At 60.2% G+C, this 19,523-nt stretch carries 15 protein-coding genes and 1 riboswitch; of the genes, 13 read left to right on the top strand and 2 right to left on the bottom strand.

Going from position 1 to position 19,523, the window contains the following annotated elements:
* Window positions 1-23 precede the first annotated feature (23 nt).
* From J2Y86_RS10930 to J2Y86_RS10910, 5 genes are all read left to right on the top strand, one after another.
* Complete coding sequence (locus tag J2Y86_RS10930) at window positions 24-713, top strand: ABC transporter permease (RefSeq protein ID WP_007904805.1); 690 nt, start codon at window positions 24-26, stop codon at window positions 711-713.
* Window positions 710-1,408, top strand: coding sequence for an ABC transporter permease (locus J2Y86_RS10925; protein ID WP_253430868.1), 699 nt, complete (start codon window positions 710-712; stop codon window positions 1,406-1,408). Before J2Y86_RS10930 ends, J2Y86_RS10925 begins: the two co-directional genes overlap by 4 nt.
* Window position 1,409: 1 nt before the next feature.
* Window positions 1,410-2,522 (top strand): succinylglutamate desuccinylase/aspartoacylase family protein, encoded by a 1,113-nt coding sequence (locus J2Y86_RS10920; protein ID WP_253430865.1) that lies wholly within the window; start codon window positions 1,410-1,412, stop codon window positions 2,520-2,522.
* A 27-nt stretch (window positions 2,523-2,549) separates the two neighbouring features.
* A complete protein-coding gene (locus J2Y86_RS10915) occupies window positions 2,550-3,314 on the top strand; it encodes an ABC transporter ATP-binding protein (protein WP_109634103.1) in 765 nt (254 codons plus the stop codon).
* Between the two features lie 246 nt (window positions 3,315-3,560).
* Window positions 3,561-4,541 (top strand): GlxA family transcriptional regulator, encoded by a 981-nt coding sequence (locus tag J2Y86_RS10910; RefSeq protein ID WP_253430862.1) that lies wholly within the window; start codon window positions 3,561-3,563, stop codon window positions 4,539-4,541.
* A gap of 8 nt (window positions 4,542-4,549) precedes the next feature.
* On the opposite strand, the gene J2Y86_RS10905 is transcribed toward J2Y86_RS10910, so the two are convergent.
* Entirely contained in the window at window positions 4,550-9,265 is a 4,716-nt protein-coding gene (locus J2Y86_RS10905) for a dermonecrotic toxin domain-containing protein (RefSeq protein ID WP_253430859.1), read from the bottom strand.
* Window positions 9,266-9,551: 286 nt separating this feature from the next.
* On the opposite strand from J2Y86_RS10905, the gene J2Y86_RS10900 reads away from it, so the two are divergent.
* From J2Y86_RS10900 to astE, 7 genes are all read left to right on the top strand, one after another.
* A complete protein-coding gene (locus J2Y86_RS10900) occupies window positions 9,552-10,772 on the top strand; it encodes an aspartate aminotransferase family protein (protein WP_253430855.1) in 1,221 nt (406 codons plus the stop codon).
* A gap of 202 nt (window positions 10,773-10,974) precedes the next feature.
* Window positions 10,975-11,994 (top strand): arginine/ornithine succinyltransferase subunit alpha, encoded by a 1,020-nt coding sequence (gene aruF, locus J2Y86_RS10895; RefSeq protein ID WP_253430850.1) that lies wholly within the window; start codon window positions 10,975-10,977, stop codon window positions 11,992-11,994.
* Between the two features lie 59 nt (window positions 11,995-12,053).
* Window positions 12,054-13,079, top strand: coding sequence for an arginine N-succinyltransferase (gene astA / locus J2Y86_RS10890; RefSeq protein ID WP_253430846.1), 1,026 nt, complete (start codon window positions 12,054-12,056; stop codon window positions 13,077-13,079).
* Window positions 13,076-14,545 (top strand): succinylglutamate-semialdehyde dehydrogenase, encoded by a 1,470-nt coding sequence (astD, locus tag J2Y86_RS10885; RefSeq protein ID WP_253440213.1) that lies wholly within the window; start codon window positions 13,076-13,078, stop codon window positions 14,543-14,545. Before astA ends, astD begins: the two co-directional genes overlap by 4 nt.
* A gap of 139 nt (window positions 14,546-14,684) precedes the next feature.
* A complete protein-coding gene (astB, locus tag J2Y86_RS10880; protein WP_253430843.1) occupies window positions 14,685-16,031 on the top strand; it encodes an N-succinylarginine dihydrolase in 1,347 nt (448 codons plus the stop codon).
* 20 nt (window positions 16,032-16,051) lie between these two features.
* Window positions 16,052-16,339: a hypothetical protein gene (locus J2Y86_RS10875; RefSeq protein ID WP_010457234.1), complete on the top strand. Its 288-nt coding sequence runs from the start codon at window positions 16,052-16,054 to the stop codon at window positions 16,337-16,339.
* 12 nt (window positions 16,340-16,351) lie between these two features.
* The gene (astE, locus tag J2Y86_RS10870) at window positions 16,352-17,362 is read left to right on the top strand and encodes a succinylglutamate desuccinylase (RefSeq protein ID WP_253430841.1); all 1,011 of its coding nucleotides are present in this window, start codon (window positions 16,352-16,354) and stop codon (window positions 17,360-17,362) included.
* A gap of 128 nt (window positions 17,363-17,490) precedes the next feature.
* On the opposite strand, the gene J2Y86_RS10865 is transcribed toward astE, so the two are convergent.
* Entirely contained in the window at window positions 17,491-18,003 is a 513-nt protein-coding gene (locus J2Y86_RS10865; protein WP_253430838.1) for a 6,7-dimethyl-8-ribityllumazine synthase, read from the bottom strand.
* 102 nt (window positions 18,004-18,105) lie between these two features.
* Window positions 18,106-18,276: riboswitch (FMN riboswitch) on the bottom strand.
* 196 nt (window positions 18,277-18,472) lie between these two features.
* On the opposite strand from J2Y86_RS10865, the gene ltaE reads away from it, so the two are divergent.
* Complete coding sequence (gene ltaE / locus J2Y86_RS10860; protein WP_253430834.1) at window positions 18,473-19,477, top strand: low-specificity L-threonine aldolase; 1,005 nt, start codon at window positions 18,473-18,475, stop codon at window positions 19,475-19,477.
* The last annotated feature ends 46 nt before the right edge of the window (window positions 19,478-19,523 follow it).

Below are 19,523 nucleotides of genomic sequence, written 5' to 3'. Positions count from 1 at the left end.
CCCAACTTTCGAGGACCTGAATCATGTTGAAAGGCTACGGGGCTGTCATCCTCGATGGCGCATGGCTGACGCTTCAGCTCGCCTTGTCGTCCATGGTCCTGGCCATTGTTCTGGGTCTGATCGGCGTTGCGCTGCGTCTGTCCCCGATTCGCTGGCTGGCCTGGCTGGGCGACCTGTATTCCACGGTCATCCGCGGGATTCCCGACCTGGTGCTGATCCTGCTGATTTTCTACGGTGGTCAGGACCTGCTCAACCGCGTGGCTCCGATGCTGGGCTATGACGATTACATCGACCTGAACCCGCTGGCCGCCGGTATCGGCACCCTGGGCTTCATCTTCGGTGCGTACCTGTCGGAAACCTTCCGTGGCGCCTTCATGGCGATCCCGAAGGGTCAGGCAGAAGCCGGCATGGCGTACGGCATGAGCAGTTTTCAGGTGTTCTTCCGGGTGTTGGTGCCGCAGATGATTCGCCTGGCGATTCCGGGTTTCACCAACAACTGGCTGGTACTGACCAAGGCCACCGCGCTGATTTCGGTGGTGGGTCTGCAAGACATGATGTTCAAGGCCAAGCAGGCGGCAGACGCCACCCGCGAGCCTTTCACCTTCTTCCTCGCAGTGGCGGCGATGTACCTGGTGATCACCAGTGTCTCGTTGCTGGCACTGCGTCACCTTGAGAAGCGCTACTCGGTAGGCGTAAGGGCGGCTGATCTATGATCTTCGACTACAACGTCATTTGGGAGGCCTTGCCGCTGTACTTCGGCGGCCTGGTGACCACCCTCAAATTGCTCGCGCTGTCGCTGTTTTTCGGTCTGCTGGCGGCCTTGCCGCTGGGGCTGATGCGCGTCTCGAAGAACGCCGCCGTCAACATGAGCGCCTGGCTCTTCACCTACGTGATCCGCGGCACGCCGATGCTGGTGCAGCTGTTTTTGATCTACTACGGTCTGGCGCAATTCGAAGCGGTACGTGAAAGCTTCCTGTGGCCGTGGCTGTCCAGCGCTACGTTCTGCGCGTGCCTGGCCTTCGCGATCAACACCAGCGCCTACACCGCTGAAATCATCGCCGGCAGCCTGCGTGCGACGCCGAACGGCGAGATCGAAGCGGCCAAGGCCATGGGCATGTCGCGCTTCAAGATGTACAAGCGCATCCTGCTGCCGTCGGCCCTGCGCCGCGCACTGCCGCAGTACAGCAACGAAGTGATCATGATGCTGCAGACCACCAGTCTGGCGTCCATCGTGACCCTGATCGACATCACCGGTGCCGCACGCACGGTCAACGCTCAGTTCTACCTGCCGTTCGAGGCCTACATCACGGCGGGCGTGTTCTACCTGTGCCTGACCTTCATTCTGGTGAAGCTGTTCAAACTGGCCGAGCGCCGCTGGCTGGGCTATCTGGCCCCGCGGAAGCACTGATATGGAACGCATCGATCACGCATTGCCGTGGAGCCACCTGGGCAGTGAACGTCAGATTTCGGTGTTCCGCTTCGGCAGCGGCGAGCGCAAGGCCTACATCCAGGCCAGCCTGCACGCCGATGAACTGCCGGGCATGCGCACGGCGTGGGAGCTGAAAAAGCGCCTGACCGAACTCGAAGCCCAGGGCTTGTTGAATGGTGTGATCGAACTGGTGCCGGTGGCCAATCCACTGGGGCTGGGTCAATTGCTTCAGGGCAATCATCAAGGGCGTTTCGAAGCGGGCAGCGGCAAGAATTTCAACCGTGATTTCGTCGAGCTCAGCGCGCCGGTGGCCGCCGAACTCGATGGGCATCTGGGTGATGATCCGCACGCCAATATCCGCTTGATCCGTCAGGCGATGAGCGATCATCTGGCGGCATTGCCAGAGGCGAGCAGCCAGTTGCAAGGCATGCAGCGCGTCTTGCTCAGCCATGCCTGCACCGCCGACGTCGTGCTGGATCTGCATTGCGACGCCGAAGCCGCGCTGCACATGTACGCCTTGCCGCAACACTGGCCGCAATGGCGTTCGCTCGCCGCGCACCTGAACGTGAAGGTCGGTTTGCTGGCGGAAGATTCCGGCGGCAGCTCCTTCGACGAAGCCTGTTCTTTGCCGTGGCTGCGTTTGTCGCGTCGGTTCCCGGACGCGCAAATCCCACTGGCGTGCCTGGCGACTACGATTGAACTGGGTGGTCAGGCTGACACCGGTCGCGCTGATGCCGAGGCTTACGCCGAAGGTATTCTCGCGTTCCTCGCCGAGCAAGGCTTGATCAGCGGCGAATGGCCGAAACCTGCGCAAGAAGCTTGCGAAGGCATGCCGTTCGAAGGCACCGAATTGCTGTTCGCGCCGCATCCGGGCGTGATCAGTTTCTTGCGTAAACCCGGTGAGTGGATCGAAACCGGCGACGAGATTTTCGAAGTGATCGATCCGTTATCGGATCGGGTCAGCACGGTGTGTGCTGGTACGTCCGGGGTGCTGTTTGCCATTGAACGGCTGCGTTATGCCCAACCCGGTTTCTGGCTGGCCAAGGTGGCGGGGCGCGAAGCGCTGCGTCACGGGCGCTTGCTCAACGACTGACTGACTGTTTTTGTGAGAACCGACCGCATGTACAAACTTGAAGTCCAAGACCTGCATAAACGCTATGGCAGTCACGAAGTGCTCAAGGGCGTGTCCCTGAAAGCGGCGGCTGGCGATGTGATCAGCATCATCGGCTCCAGTGGCTCCGGCAAAAGTACTTTCCTGCGCTGCATCAACCTGCTCGAGCAGCCGCACGCGGGCCGGATTCTGCTCAATAACGAAGAGCTGAAACTGGTGGCGAACAAGGACGGCGCGATGAAAGCGGCCGATCCGAAACAGCTGCAACGCATGCGTTCGCGCCTGTCGATGGTGTTCCAGCATTTCAATCTGTGGTCGCACATGACCGCGCTGGAAAACATCATGGAAGCGCCGGTCCACGTGCTCGGCATGTCCAAGGCTGAAGCTCGCGAGAAGGCCGAGCACTACCTGAACAAGGTCGGCGTGGCGCATCGTAAGGACGCCTACCCGGGCCACATGTCCGGTGGCGAACAGCAGCGCGTGGCGATTGCCCGTGCACTGGCGATGGAACCTGAGGTGATGCTGTTCGACGAACCGACTTCGGCGCTCGACCCGGAACTGGTCGGCGACGTGCTGAAGGTGATGCAGGCCCTGGCCCTGGAAGGCCGGACCATGGTGGTGGTCACGCACGAAATGGGTTTCGCCCGTGAAGTGTCGAACCAGCTGGTGTTCCTGCACAAAGGTGTCGTCGAAGAAAGCGGCAACCCGCGTGAGGTGCTGGTCAATCCACAGTCCGAGCGTCTGCAGCAATTCCTCTCGGGCAGCCTGAAGTAAACCGAACTCCCGTTGCGCACCGGGATAGTGCATGCTTCGCAACCTGAAGGCCGGCCCCGATCCCCTGTGGGAGCGGGCTTGCTCGCGAAAGCGGTGTATCAGTTACATCAATGTTGACTGACACTCCCTCTTCGCGAGCAAGCCCGCTCCCACAATTAGATCGCTGCCGGTTTTGAGATTTGCGTTCATTTACGGGCTAGCATTGGCCCATGCCTTCATCACTGTTTTCGTTTCGGATTGCCCGCCATGACTGCCCATCGAATTGGTTTCCTGATTTGGCCCAGCACTAAAGCACTGACGCTTGCGCTGGCTGAGGAGGCCTTGCGTGTTGCCCAGCGTGTGCATCCGGACGTGGTCTACGAACTGTCGTTCCTGCAGGCCGAACCGCCGACCGAAGGCGCCTGGCAATTGCCGGGTGAACCCTGGGCCGGCAAGCTCGAAAACTTCCAGAAACTGTTCCTGCTCGCCGATGAGCCGCCGACCTCGCTCGCGCCGGCGCTCAGCAGTTCGTTGAAACAACTGGTGCGAGCCGGTTGTGTGATTGGCGGTCTGTCGGCCGGTGTCTATCCGTTGGCGCAACTGGGTTTGCTCGACGGTTATCGCGCTGCCGTGCACTGGCGCTGGCAGGACGATTTTGCCGAGCGTTTCCCGAAAGTCATCGCCACCAGTCATCTGTTCGACTGGGATCGTGATCGCCTGACCGCGTGCGGCGGCCTGTCGGTGCTCGATCTGTTGCTCGCCGTGCTGGCCCGTGATCACGGCGCCGAACTCGCTGGCGCCGTGTCCGAAGAACTGGTGGTCGAGCGCATCCGCGAAGGCGGCGAGCGCCAACGCATTCCGTTGCAGAACCGCCTCGGTTCCAGCCATCCCAAGCTCACCCAAGCGGTGTTGCTGATGGAAGCCAACATCGAAGAACCGCTGACCACCGACGAAATCGCCCAGCACGTGTGCGTGTCCCGTCGGCAACTGGAGCGGATCTTCAAGCAATACCTCAACCGTGTGCCGAGCCAGTACTACCTGGAACTGCGCTTGAACAAGGCTCGGCAAATGCTGATGCAAACCAGCAAGTCGATCATCCAGATCGGCCTGTCGTGTGGCTTCTCCTCGGGGCCGCATTTCTCCAGCGCCTACCGCAACTTCTTCGGTGCCACGCCGCGGGAAGATCGCAACCAGCGGCGCAGCAGCAGTCCGTTCGAATTGTCGTCGGTGCCTTCGGAGCGTGGCTGAGGGCGGCGTTATTCGTCGACTTCGGAACCTTCGGTAGAAGACATTTGCATTTCCCCTCGGTTGATCACTTCATCCACACCGAAATCCACGCCCGTGCGTTCGAAGTAACTGATCATTCGCAACAGGCTCTCCTCAGAAAACCGATTGCCTCGCAAGTTGATGTTTTCTGCGATCTCCTCGGGTAGTTCCAATAACTCACTGGGCATTTCGGTGATGGCGTTGGTGCTCAGGTCGGCCCAATCCAACTCATCCAGGTTAAACAGGCCCCGAGGTATTTCGGTGATGCCGGTTTCATGGAGCAGGACGCTCGCGAGCCCCCTGATCTGGCTCAGGTCGGGCGTTTGTCCCAGAGGGTTGCGGCCCAGATCCAGGTAGTCGAGCCACTCCATTCCCGCCATTGCGTTGGCCGATTCCGGCGACAAAGTGATTCGGCAACCGGGTAGCGACAGTGACCTCAATTGACCCATCTTGAACACGGCGTCGGGAATATTGCTCAGGTTGCAGTCGCGCAGCCTGAGGCTTTTGAGGTTGGGAAAAGATTCCAGGAAGTTTCCGATACCCGTCACGCCATCGATGCTTTGCAGTTCCAGTGCCGAGACATGACTGAAGTCGGCACTGAGCGTCGGCAGATCACCGTGTATGACGGGTCTGATCCTGAGTTCAAAGGTGGGCTCAAGTGCATTATTGAAATCGTCCAGTTCACTTTCGTGCCGCCAGCATTGTTCCACTGCCTGTTTGAATTCATCGCGGTTTGCATGTTCGATGAGCTGTTCTTGCGCATTGAAGGGTTCGCCCGTCAGTGGATGCCGGGGTGGCAGGTTGGCTGTCCATGCCGACAGATCGGTGCTTAGCTGCGCGAGCTCCGCTTCCAGATGGGTCAGTTCTACCCGGCCATCTTCCAGTGTGCCGGGCAGTTCGTAGACATAGTCGCTGGCATGCTCCACCTCCATACTCGGGTACAGCGCCCTGACTCGCTCTATATCCGCCTCGGGGGCGTAGACCCCTAAATCGTAAGAGGTGTCGAAGTATCGAAGCTTGATGAGTTGTCTTGCCTGGTGAGTGAGCGGGTTGTGCGAAAGATGTACCCCGCGTTTGTCGTAGACAGCGCTGTCGAAAATTCCGCCAGGCAGCTCGGTTATCTGGTTGTTCATCAGCATCAGTGTGTCGAGCTTGGGGTGGCGCATGGCGCTGCCGGGAATTTCAGTCAGGCCCGTGTCGCTCAGGTCCAGGTGTACGAGTTCTGATAACGAGTCGATTTCGGGCACCCGTTCAAACGGGTTCTTGTACAGGTCCAGCATCACCAGTTTTTTCAATGAGGTCAGTTTTGACCAGGCAGCAGCATCAAACCTGATCGCGCAATCGCTGAGCACCAAGGCATCGAGGTTTGCCATGTGGGGAATGGCATCGGGCAGGGTGGTCAGGGAGAAACGGCGTAAATCGAGGCGACGAAGATCATTGAAACGTTGCAAGAAACTGTGAATGCCTTGTTCTGCATGACTGCCTTCGAGGCTCAGCAGTGATACGTGACTGAATTCGGCAGTCAGTGCTGGCAGATCACCCAGGATTGGCTCCGCGAACCGCAGTACATATCGGTCACCGCTGTCTGGAGCGTCCAGGTCCCGGTCCGATTGCCGACGCCAGCTACGTTGGATTTCCTGGGCCAGCAACCGACGGTTATGCCGCTGGGCCTGTTGTTCCAGATCGCTGAGCGGCAGCCTGGTTTCGGGATGGACGGTGGGTGAATTATTGATCCAGGTGTTCAGGTCTCGATGCAGTCGTTCAAGTTCGCGGCTCAGGCGTGAAAGCTCTATGCGCGCGCCATCGGGGTGACGTTGCAAATGGGCGACGAAGGACTGGAGTTCCTCTTGGGCAAGGCTGGGATAAACCTCGTGAACCCTGTCGTTGAGTGTGGGTGTTTGGGAATGATTGCGCCTGTAACCGTCGGTGCCTCCGGGGAGGCGCATGGTGGTCGGATCGTAGAAGGGTTTGCGTTGGGGATGTTTCGCGAACAGCTTGCGCAAGGCCGGTTGATCCAGGGCATGTTCTGCGAGGCGCTGTTTGAGTAGGTGCCCGTCGCCATCCGAAATGTTCAGTGCGTTGCGTTCTGTTTCCGTCAGCGCTTTGAGTATGGCGGTGTAGAAGTCGCCGGGCTGTTCATTGTTTTCTGCAACGTGATAGTCGCCATCTTCAGTCGCCACCAGTGTTTTAACGATTGGCGCGTCGGCTCGGCCAATGCTGTCGCGCAACACGCCGTCATGGGAATAATCCCTCACCTCAATACGCAAGGTATCGGGCCAGCCGGGCAGCGACTCCAGGCTATGCAAGGCCAGCCGGTGGGTGTCTGCGGTTTCCAGCGATTCAGAATAAAGCCCCTCGTAGGCGCGACTCGCCCGCACCGCTTCCATGGCTTTTTGCGCCACATCGATGAGGCGTCGGGGCACACGACCGTTGTGCAAGTGCAGCAGTTCGGAGCCTGTCGCATTGCTCACCAGTTCCTGGGCCACATCCGTCGGTAGTCCCTGCACATCGGCAATCAGACGCTGCGCTGCGCGATCTTCGGTGGTTTCAAGTGCCCGGTAGCGAGCTTCGAACAGCAATTTGCGATGGGTCAGGGCCTGATAGTGCTCGGGGTCCGAACTGCCGATCTGCTCGCTGAGCGTCTGGATGTCCCGATCGATTTTGAAGCGCTTGATCACGTCGGTCAGCAATGACGGGGGTGGCAGGTGATCGGCATGCATCTCGCGCAACACATTGTCGTGGTAGCCGCTGACACGCAGGATCTGTTCACGCTCGCCGCTGGAAAACGATTCGACGCTATGGCCGATCCGGCGCATGACTGTCTCTCGGTCCCAGTTCAGCGGTTGTTCGAGTACGGTCTGCCAGGCGCCGTGGCCGTTGTGTTGCAGAGGTGGTTGATACGCATCGGCGCGGTCGGGATGGCGGATTTCGAACTGGCCGGTCTTGCTGTTCCGTTCGACGGCATAGTGGTTGCCTTCAATGCTCAGCAGGTTCTTGCCTTCATGCCGGTACAGGCCGAGGTGGTCGGGTTTGGCCGTTGTCGGCAGGTTCACGGAATGCTCGTAGGGTGAAAGGTCCGGTTTCCAGTAACGGCTCTTGCCATTGGATGCTTTGACCGGTGTGAACTTGTCGAAAAATTCCAGTATGTCCTTGGACAGCAAAGGCTTGAGTTCACCGACGACGAGGGCGCCGCCCACGGCGAATGTGCCCAGTTGGACCACTGATTCGACGACGCCCATCAGGTGGCCGAATGCTTCGGTCTTTAGATTTTCGGCCCAGTCGAGGATGCCTTCGAAGGTTTCATCCAGCACCTGATAGGCCATATAGGCGAGCATCAGCTCTCCAAGAAACGGCACAAACGGCAGGGCAACGAACGCGGCGACCTGAAGAATGGTCGAGGCCACTTTACTCAAGGTGTCCCACAGTGCCCATCGCGCTTTTTGGTCCGCGCTGGCGGTGGAGACGGCGAGGGTGCTTGCATCATTGAGAATCTTGTTCAGCTGTCGCTGATAGAGGTGGGGCCACAGTCCGCCCTTGTGCGCAGTCATCGAAAACCTGAGATTGGGCTTGTCGATGGGCGTTTCGCGCCAACTCGGCAGTGGATCGCCACGGGTATGTTGATGCCATGTGACCGTTTGCAAGCGACTGTTGAGGTCGGCGAAAAAGTGGCCTCGCTCTTGATGATCGACAAAGCGACTGAAGAACGCCTGATAGCCGGGCGAGCGCAGTTTTCGGGTCAGCTCGGCCATGAAGGCCAGGGTGTCTGGATACTCTTTGAGCGGATGTTCCGGATCATCGGGGATATAGGCAATGATCCGCGTTGCCTTGATTGCACGGTCGGGGTTGGCGCCGAAAATCACAATGCCGGTCAGCGACGAGGACATCATCGTAAAGTCGTGACCCTGCAGTGGGTAACCGCCCAGAGGCATTGCCGCGTCGCTGTCCAGTATTGGGTAGAGCGCCTCGTAGGCATCCTCTTGAATATCCTGGCGCACGTGGGCCAGGTGTAGCGCATGCCTGAAGGCGGCTTTGTTCGTATTCATGACCTCGGGCTGCAAAACGGTAGCCACCAGGCGGTTGGTCAGTCCCAGATTGTCTTTCAGGTAGGCGTTGTACTGGCCGCCGATGTCCAGCTCGCGGCACAACCGGACAAAACCCTGAACAGTGATTTTCCGGGAGACCTGCGGCAGCGTGTCGAAGTGTCCCCTGGGCGATGGTTCGGTGATGAAGGTCGAGGCGGGCTCGTAAGCGTCCGCTTCGGCTTCCGACGCCTGAAAGTTGTGCTGCGCGGCATCGAGCAGCGACACCGTCCATGTGCGCGCGGCGCCGGACTTGATCGGGAACCAGGGAATGGTTTGCGGAATGTACAGGCGCAGGAAGGTGGTCTTGACGTCCAGTTCCAGGCCAAACCGGCTTTTCAGGGCTGCACTCAGAAGAGGCTCGGCAAATGCTTGAGCGCTTTGCAGTTTCGCCAGCATCGAGCCCAAGTGATTTCGCTGGGACCAGTACTGCTGGCTTGAGTTTTTCAGTCGCTGATGTTGCAGGCGCGTAGCCGTGCCGTGCCATGTCGGCGCCTCAAGACTGGTGTTCTTCAGGGCAAGGCGAGTGTCGGCTGACGCCTCCAGTACCCAGGCGGGGAGGTTGCTGAAAAGGTGTTGGTAATGGGGGCTTGGGTGAGCGGCAAGCTCGTGAGCGTTTTGATTCATGCGCCAGTCCTTTAGCGTTGGGATGTAGACGCAATCAAAACCGAGTGTCGCGCACTGTGTGCGGTACATAATTACCGCACCGCTCGACAACCCTGCCTATAACCTTTGCCGCCAGTTAAACTGCGCCTTTGCGACCCTATATGTCGCATTGCCGTAAACCCGGGAAAAACCGGGGTTTGCGCTATAAGAAGTTGTCGCTTGGCGGCAAGGCCGGGCTGAAAACTGTCCTTACAATCCCCCCATCGCTCGCCAGTTTCAGGCGAGTGTTCCTCTTCAGGAGACTCCGATGTCCGTTGAGCACGCTGCGGTAGAACGCGCCGATTTCGATCAGGTAATGGTTCCCAACTATTCGCCTGCCGCCTTCATTCCTGTGCGTGGCGCCGGTTCCCGCGTTTGGGACCAGTCCGGTCGCGAGCTGATCGACTTCGCCGGCGGGATTGCCGTTAACGTATTGGGCCACGCGCACCCGGCGCTGGTCGGTGCCTTGACCGAGCAGGCGAACAAGCTGTGGCACGTGTCCAACGTGTTCACCAATGAGCCGGCCCTGCGCCTGGCACACAAGCTGATCAACGCGACCTTTGCCGAGCGTGCGTTCTTCTGCAACTCCGGCGCCGAAGCCAACGAGGCCGCGTTCAAGCTGGCCCGTCGTGTCGGTTTCGACCGTTTCGGCAGCGAGAAGTACGAAATCATCGCCGCGCTCAACAGCTTCCACGGCCGCACCCTGTTCACTGTGAACGTCGGTGGTCAGTCGAAGTATTCCGATGGTTTCGGTCCGAAAATCACCGGCATCACCCACGTGCCGTACAACGATCTGGCCGCGCTGAAAGCCGCCATTTCCGACAAGACTTGCGCCGTGGTGCTGGAGCCGATCCAGGGCGAAAGCGGTGTCATCCCGGCCGAACTCGAATACCTGCAAGGCGCCCGTGACCTCTGCACCGCGCATAACGCGCTGCTGATCTTCGACGAAGTGCAGACCGGCATGGGCCGTACCGGCAAGCTGTTCGCCTACCAGCAATACGGCGTGATCCCGGACATCCTGACCAGCGCCAAGAGCCTGGGCGGCGGTTTCCCGATCGCGGCAATGCTGACCACCGAAGACCTGGCCAAACACTTGGTCGTCGGCACCCACGGCACCACGTACGGCGGCAACCCGCTGGCGTGTGCAGTCGCCGAAGCGGTGATCGACGTAATCAACACCCCTGAAGTGCTGGCCGGCGTCAACGCCAAGCACGACAAGTTCAAGGCCCGCCTGGAGCAGATCGGCGAGAAATACGGCCTGTTCACCAAGGTCCGCGGCATGGGCCTGTTGATCGGTTGCGTGCTGAGCGATGCCTGGAAAGGCAAGGCCAAGGACATCTTCAACGCCGCCGAGCGTGAAGGCCTGATGGTCCTGCAAGCCGGACCGGACGTGGTGCGTTTTGCGCCAAGCCTGGTGGTGGAAGACGCGGACATCGACGAAGGTCTGGACCGTTTCGAACGCGCTGCGGCGAAACTGACGCAAGCCTGATAGACCCTTCGACGCCTGACATTTTCAGGCGTCGATCCAAATTTTTATGCCGGACCCGCTCTTCTGTAGGAGCGAGGCTTGCCCGCGAAGGCGGCGTGTCAGCCACCATCATCATCGGCTGACACGCCGCCTTCGCGGGCAAGCCTCGCTCCTACAAGAGCCCGGCTATTTTCCTCAAAGAGTATGAGAAAGGAGTGACACCATGCTGGTGATGCGCCCCGCGCAAATGGCTGATCTGGGCGAGGTACAGCGTCTGGCTGCGGACAGCCCGATTGGTGTCACTTCCTTGCCGGATGACGTTGAACGCCTGAGCGACAAGATCGCCGCGAGCGAAGCGTCGTTCTCCGCCGAAGTCAGCTTCAACGGTGAAGAGAGCTATTTCTTCGTCCTCGAAGACTCCGCCACCGGCAAACTGGTGGGCTGTTCGGCCATCGTGGCGTCGGCCGGTTATTCGGAGCCGTTCTACAGCTTCCGCAATGAAACCTTCGTCCACGCTTCCCGCGAGCTGAAGATTCACAACAAGATCCACGTGCTCTCCCAGTGCCACGACCTGACCGGCAACAGCTTGCTGACCAGTTTCTACGTGCAGCGCGAGCTGGTGGGTTCGCCTTGGGCCGAACTCAACTCCCGTGGTCGCTTGCTGTTCGTCGCCAGCCACCCGGAGCGCTTTGCCGATTCCGTGGTGACCGAGATCGTCGGTTACAGCGACGAAAACGGCGACTCGCCGTTCTGGGATGCCATCGGCCGCAACTTCTTCGACCTCAACTACGCTGAAGCCGAGCGTCTGTGCGGTCTGAAGAGCCGGACCTTCCTCGCCGAGCTGATGCCGCATTACCCGATCTACGTGCCGCTGCTGCCGGACTCCGCGCAAGAAGCGATGGGCCAGGTGCATCCACGGGCGCAGATCACCTTCGACATCCTGATGCGCGAAGGCTTCGAGACCGATCACTACATCGACATTTTCGACGGCGGCCCGACCCTGCATGCACGTGTTTCGGGGATCCGTTCGATCGCCCAGAGCCGTGTGGTTCCGGTGAAAATCGGTGAGTCGGTCAAAGGCGCCGGTCGTCAGTACCTGGTCGCCAATGCCCAGTTGCAGGATTACCGCGCGGTATTGCTCGAGCTCGATTACGCGCCGGGCAAACCCGTGACCCTGGACCTGGAAGCAGCCGAAGCCCTGGGCGTCGGTGAAGGTGCCAGCGTGCGCCTTGTAGCGGTTTGATTGTCTAGAAAGCAGCGAAGTTTCGCGGGTGGCGTTGGCGGCCCGTTTGAGGAGATAGCATGATCGTTCGTCCCGTACGCAGCAGCGATTTACCCGCTCTGATCGACCTGGCCCGCAGCACCGGCACCGGCCTGACCACCTTGCCGGCCAACGAAGAGCGTCTGGCCCATCGGGTCGGCTGGGCCGAGAAGACCTTTCGCGGCGAAGCCGGGCGGGGCGACGCAGATTACCTGTTCGTGCTCGAAGACGACGATGGTCGCGTGGTGGGGATTTCCGCCATTGCCGGCGCCGTCGGTCTGCGTGAGCCCTGGTACAACTTCCGGGTGGGCCTGACGGTCAGCGCTTCCCAAGAGCTGAACATCTATCGCGAAATCCCGACGCTGTTCCTGGCCAACGACCTGACCGGCAACTCCGAACTGTGCTCGCTGTTCCTGCACGCCGATTACCGCACGGGCCTCAACGGTCGCATGCTGGCCAAGGCGCGGATGCTGTTCATCGCCGAATTCCCGCAACTGTTCGGCAACAAGATCATCGCCGAGATGCGCGGTGTGTCCGACGAAGCCGGGCGTTCGCCGTTCTGGGAAAGCCTGGGTCGGCACTTCTTCAAGATGGAGTTCAGCCAGGCCGATTACCTGACCGGCGTGGGCAACAAGGCGTTCATTGCCGAACTGATGCCGAAATTCCCGCTGTACACCTGCTTCCTGTCGCCGGATGCGCGCAACGTGATCGGTCAGGTTCACCCTGACACCGAGCCGGCGCTGTCGATGCTCAAGAGCGAAGGTTTCAGCTACCAAGGCTACGTCGACATCTTCGACGCCGGCCCGGCGGTGGAATGCGAAACCGGCAAGATCCGCGCGGTACGCGACAGCCAGGCGCTGGTGTTGGCCGTTGGCACGCCGGGTGACGATGCCACGCCGTTCCTGATTCACAACCGCAAGCGCGAAGACTGCCGGATCACTGCCGCGCCAGCACGCTTCGCCGCCGGCACTCTGGTGGTCGATCCGCTGACCGCCAAACGTCTTCAACTCAACGCCGGCGATCAGGTTCGCGCCGTTCCGTTGTCTGCTGCTCGGGAGTCGAAATAATGAATTCGCTATACATCGCAGGTGAATGGCTGGCCGGTCAGGGTGACGCCTTCCAGTCGTTGAACCCGGTGACCCAGCAAGTGCTGTGGACCGGCGAGGGTGCTACCGCCGCTCAGGTTGAATCGGCCGTGCAAGCGGCGCGTCAGGCGTTTCCGGGCTGGGCCCGTCGTACGCTGGATGAGCGCATCAGCGTGCTGGAGGCTTTCGCTGCTGCGTTGAAAAACAACGCTGACGAACTGGCCCGTTGCATCGGTGAAGAAACCGGTAAACCGCTGTGGGAATCGGCGACGGAAGTGACCAGCATGGTCAACAAGATTGCGATCTCGGTGCAGAGCTACCGTGAACGCACCGGCGAGAAGAGCGGCCCGCTGGGCGACGCCACCGCCGTCTTGCGCCACAAGCCGCATGGCGTGGTCGCGGTGTTCGGTCCTTACAACTTCCCGGGCCACTTGCCGAACGGTCACATCGTGCCGGCGCTGCTGGCCGGTAACAGCGTGCTGTTCAAGCCGAGCGAACTGACGCCGAAAGTCGCCGAGCTGACGGTCAAGTGCTGGATCGAAGCCGGTTTGCCGGCAGGCGTGTTGAACCTGCTGCAAGGTGCCCGTGAAACCGGTATCGCCCTGGCGGCGAACCCGGGCATCGACGGGCTGTTCTTCACCGGTTCGAGTCGCACCGGCAATCACTTGCACCAGCAGTTCGCCGGTCGTCCGGACAAGATCCTGGCGCTGGAGATGGGCGGTAATAATCCGCTGGTGGTCGACGAAGTGGCGGACCTTGATGCAGCCGTTTACACCATCATTCAGTCGGCGTTCATCTCCGCCGGTCAGCGTTGCACCTGTGCGCGCCGCTTGCTGGTGCCGCAGGGCGCCTGGGGCGACACGCTGCTGGCGCGTCTGGTGGCGGTCAGCTCGACGATCGAAGTCGGTGCTTTCGATCAGCAACCGGCGCCGTTCATGGGCTCGGTGATTTCCCTCGGTGCTGCGAAAGCCTTGATGGATGCGCAGGAACATCTGCTGGACAACGGCGCCGTGGCGCTGCTGGAAATGACTCAGCCACAGGCGCAAGCCGCGTTGCTGACCCCGGGCATTCTGGACGTGACGGCAGTCGCCGATCGTCCTGACGAAGAGCTGTTCGGTCCGCTGCTGCAAGTGATCCGCTACGCTGATTTTGAAGCGGCGATCGCTGAAGCCAACGACACCGACTATGGCCTGGCGGCCGGTCTGCTGTCGGATTCCGAAGCGCGTTATCAGCAGTTCTGGCTGGAAAGCCGTGCCGGTATCGTCAACTGGAACAAACAGCTGACCGGTGCGGCGAGCAGCGCTCCGTTCGGCGGCGTCGGTGCCTCGGGCAACCATCGCGCCAGTGCTTACTACGCGGCGGATTACTGCGCGTACCCGGTGGCATCGCTGGAAACGCCGAGCCTGACATTGCCAGCAGCCCTGACGCCTGGCGTGAAGATGGCGTAACGCCCATTCGCGAGCACGCCCGCTCCCACAGGGAAATGCATTCCAATGTGGGAGCGGGCTTGCTCGCGAAGGCCGCGCCTCGGTCTTACTGAATAGTTACCAGATGCCTATAACAACAGATTCTCGTGGAGCCTCGCTGATGAAATCCTATGAAGTCAATTTTGACGGTCTAGTGGGGCCGACCCATAACTACGGCGGCCTGTCCTACGGCAACGTCGCGTCCCAGAGCAACAGCCAGCAGTCTTCGAACCCGAAGGAAGCCGCGCTGCAAGGCCTGGCGAAAATGAAATCGCTGATGGAAATGGGCTTTCAGCAAGGCGTGCTGGCGCCACAAGAGCGCCCTGACGTCGCGGCTTTGCGCCGACTGGGCTTCAGCGGCACCGACGCGCAAGTGATCGAGCGAGCCGCCAAGGAAGCCATGCCGCTGCTGGTCGCCAGTTGCTCGGCCTCGAGCATGTGGGTGGCCAATGCCGCCACGGTCAGCCCGAGTGCCGACACCGCCGACGGTCGCGTGCATTTCACCGCCGCCAACCTCAACTGCAAATACCACCGGAGCATCGAGCACCCGACCACCAGCCGCGTGCTGGGCGCAATGTTCGCTGACCAGAAGCACTTCGCTCACCACGCCGCGTTGCCGGCGGTGGCGCAGTTCGGTGACGAAGGCGCGGCCAACCACACCCGTTTCTGCCGTGAATACGGTGAAGCCGGCGTCGAGTTCTTCGTGTTCGGTCGCAGCGCGTTCGACACCCGCTATCCAGCGCCGCAGAAGTACCCGGCGCGCCAGACGCTCGAAGCCTCGCAAGCCGTTGCCCGTCTGCACGGCTTGAGCGACGACGGCGTGGTCTACGCCCAGCAGAACCCTTCGGTGATCGATCAGGGCGTGTTCCACAACGACGTGATCGCGGTGGGTAATGGCGAAGTGCTGTTCTATCACGAGGATGCGTTCCTCGACACCGAACAGATGCTCGCCGAGCTGCAAGGCAAACTGGCCAAGGTCGGCGGGAATTTCCAGTCGATCTGCGTGCCGCGCTCGGCGGTCACCGTGGAAGATGCGGTGCGTTCCTACCTGTTCAACAGCCAGCTGCTGTCGCGTCCTGACGGCTCGATGCTGTTGATCGTGCCGGAAGAATGCCGTGGCAACGAGCGCGTCTGGCAATACCTGCAAGGGTTGACCAGCTCTGGCGGCCTGATCCGCGAAGTCAAAGTCTTCGACCTCAAGCAAAGCATGCAGAACGGCGGTGGCCCGGCGTGCCTGCGCTTGCGCGTCGCACTGAATGAAACCGAACTGGCGGCCGTCAACCCAGGGGTTATCATGACGGCACCGTTGTACGGCACGTTGACCGAATGGGTCGACAAGCACTACCGCGACCGCATGACCGAAAACGATCTAGCGGACCCGCAATTGCTGCTTGAGTGCCGGACGGCACTGGATGAACTGACGCAAATCCTTAAACTGGGCGCGGTTTATCCATTCCAGATCAATTGAACGTCGAGAGCGTAAAACACATGAGCGATACCCTGCAGCTGATCCTTGAAGACACCGACGGCACGCAACTGGAAACCTCCTGCACCCGCGTCGCGGTCCTGTGGCAAGGCAAAGAGCTGTGGATTCAGCAGGATGGCCGTGGCCAACTGCTGATCGGCGTGGACGTCGAAGAAGGTGACGCTGAATACGCAAACCTGCTGCTGCGCCCATTGGCGACTAATCTGGTAAGTCTGCAACTGGAAATGGAACCGGCTGAAGTCGGTGACGAAGACCACGTGCACGGCCCGGATTGCGCACACGACCACTAAGGAAACCGCTCTATGCTCGCCCTCGGCAAACTGCTTGAACTGACCCTCGCCGGCCGCGAACCGGCGGAGAAGACTCAACTGACTGTCGAAGGCGTGCGGATGCGCTGGTTGAGCGAAGGTGCGCTGGAAGTCCGGCCACCTGAAGCTCGTGACAATGGCCTGGACCTGCTGCTGTCAGCCGGGATCCATGGCAACGAAACAGCGCCGATCGAGTTGCTTGATCGCCTGTTGCATGACATCGCCCGCGGCGACTTGAAGCCGCGCGCACGCATTCTGTTCCTGTTCGGTAACCCGGAAGCGATTCGCAAGGGCGAGCGTTTCATCGAGCAGGACGTCAACCGGCTGTTCAACGGCCGTCACGAACAAACCAGCGGATCCGAAGCCCTGCGCGCCTGTGAGCTGGAGCGGTTGGCGGCGAGCTTTTTCAGCCTGCCGGATCGTGAACGTCTGCACTACGACCTGCACACCGCGATTCGGGGCTCGAAGATCGAGCAGTTTGCCTTGTATCCGTGGAAAGAAGATCGCCAGCATTCACGTGTGGAATTGGCTCGCTTGCGTGCCGCCGGCATGGAAGCGGTGCTGCTGCAAAACAAGCCGTCCATCGTTTTCAGTTCCTACACCTACGACAAGCTCGGTGCCGAGTCTTTCACCCTGGAATTGGGCAAGGCGCGGCCGTTCGGGCAGAACGATGGCGTTAACGTCTCATTGCTGGAAACCCGCCTCAAACAAATCATCGAAGGCACCGAGCCGGAAATGACCGAAGCATCGCTGGATGGTTTGCAGTTGTTCAGTGTGGCGCGGGAAATCATCAAGCACAGCGACAATTTCCGCTTGAACCTGCCGGCGGATATCGAAAACTTTTCGGAACTGGACGTGGGTTATCTGCTGGCCGAAGACATCGCCCAGACCCGCTGGATCATCGAGGAGGAGGGCGCCCGGATCATCTTCCCGAACCCCAAGGTGAAAAACGGCCTGCGCGCCGGCATCCTGATCGTGCCGACCACCGACGAAAACCTCGGCTGACCTGGACTCAAATCCGACATAAATACTTGTGGGAGCGGGCTTGCCCGCGATAGCGGACTGTCAGTCGATAACGATGGTGACTGACACACCGCTATCGCGGGCAAGCCCGCTCCCACAGGGTTTCGGGTTTAGACGGCTACCGCACGCGGCTCGCTGCGGCGCAACGCGCGGATCTTGTGCAGCGTATCCGCACACGTCTTCGCCGCTTCCTGGCCTTTGTGCACGAAGTGATCGAAGAAGAACTTATGATGTAGTTCTTCACCGGCATGGAAGTGGTGCGGGGTCAGGGAAACCGAGAACACCGGCACTTCGGTTTCCAGTTGAACCTGCATCAGGCCGCTGACGACTGACTGGGCCACGAACTCATGACGGTAGATTCCGCCATCCACCACCAGGGCGGCCGCGACGATACCGGCATAACGCCCGGTCTTGGCCAGCAACTTGGCGTGCAGTGGCATTTCAAAGGCGCCGCCGACTTCGAAGAAGTCGATGTCCGATTCCTGATAACCCTGGGCAATCATTTCAGCGACGAAGCCTTTACGGCTCTGGTCGACGATTTCCTTGTGCCAGCAGGCCTGGATGAACGCAACGCGCTCGCCCTGATGGTTTTTGCTTTTGCTGTCGATTGCAGTGGGTTGCATGTTCTGACTCCTGTTTATGTAAAAAACAGGGCATATGAATCGAATGGGATTTAAGGGTACGCACGCTCGCACGAATGCCCGCGGACGGCCCTTTGGCGCCAATCCCGTTCTCTCTTCATCCGGACTATGACCGTCGGCCCCGGGATCACACCGGGTCTGCTGACCTTGTCGCCAGTCACCGCCGAAGCCGTACTGTCGCCAAGCGCTCGCGGGCTATGCGCATTGCGCGCAATTACCGCCGGTGGGGAGTTGCACCCCGCCCTGAGAACGTTTTGCCGCCAGAATGTTTGGCGGCGCAGCGTTTTTAACACATATTTCTCACCTGTGCATTGCTGCTATCTGATGATTGCTATCGACTTTTTCGTCGGATCAGGCAGGCTTTTCCTGCCCAAGGGTTGATTATTTGTCGGGATGACCGCAGTAACTCCTACCTGAAAGGGATTTTCCCCTGCTTACCGAGGCCAGATTCATGAGCGTTATCGATCTTCGCAGCGACACCGTCACCCAACCGACCTCAGGGATGCTCCACGCGATGGCCAACGCGGCCACCGGTGACGACGTCTACGGCGAAGATCCGACGGTCAATCGTCTGGAGGAAGTGCTGGCACAACGACTGGGTTTTGCCGCTGCGTTGTTCGTCCCGACAGGCACCATGAGCAATCTGCTGGGCCTGATGGCCCACTGCGAACGCGGTGACGAGTACATCGTCGGCCAGCAGGCCCACACCTATAAGTACGAAGGTGGCGGTGCGGCGGTGCTCGGATCGATCCAGCCTCAGCCGCTGGAAGTGCAGGCCGATGGCTCTCTGGATCTGGAACAGGTCGCTGCAGCGATCAAGCCGGACGACTTCCATTTCGCTCGCACCCGCTTGCTGGCGCTGGAAAACACCATGCAGGGCAAGGTTTTGCCGCTGGAATACCTGGCCCGAGCCCACAGCTTCACCCGTGAACACGGTCTGGCCCTGCACCTGGATGGCGCTCGCCTGTATAACGCCGCCGTCAAACTGGGGGTCGATGCCCGTGAAATCACCCAGTATTTCGATTCGGTCTCGGTCTGCCTGTCCAAAGGCCTGGGCGCACCGGTCGGTTCGGTGCTGTGCGGCTCGGTGGAACTGATCGGCAAGGCGCGGCGCCTGCGCAAGATGGTCGGCGGTGGCATGCGTCAGGCCGGTATTCTGGCGGCGGCAGGTTTGTACGCCCTGGATAAAAACATTCACCGTCTGGCCGACGACCACGCCAATGCACAGTTTTTGGCCGAAGGGTTACGCAACGCCGGTTACAGCGTCGAGCCGGTGCAGACCAACATGGTTTATGTGCAAATGGGCGATAAGGCCGAGGCGATCAAAGCCTTTGCCGCCGAGCGCGGGATCAAGCTGAGCGCGGCCAGTCGCCTTAGAATGGTCACGCACATGGACGTCAGCCGCGCGCAAATCGAGCAAGTCATCGCGACATTCGTCGAGTTTTCGCGCAACTGACCGCGTTAGCCGTCCAATTGACCGTTTCTATCGTATAAACACGCTG

This window comes from Pseudomonas migulae, from assembly GCF_024169315.1.
GTDB lineage: Bacteria > Pseudomonadota > Gammaproteobacteria > Pseudomonadales > Pseudomonadaceae > Aquipseudomonas > Aquipseudomonas migulae_B.
The sequence above is the reverse complement of the archived record's forward strand: the minus strand, read 5'-3'. Positions and strand labels throughout refer to the sequence as shown.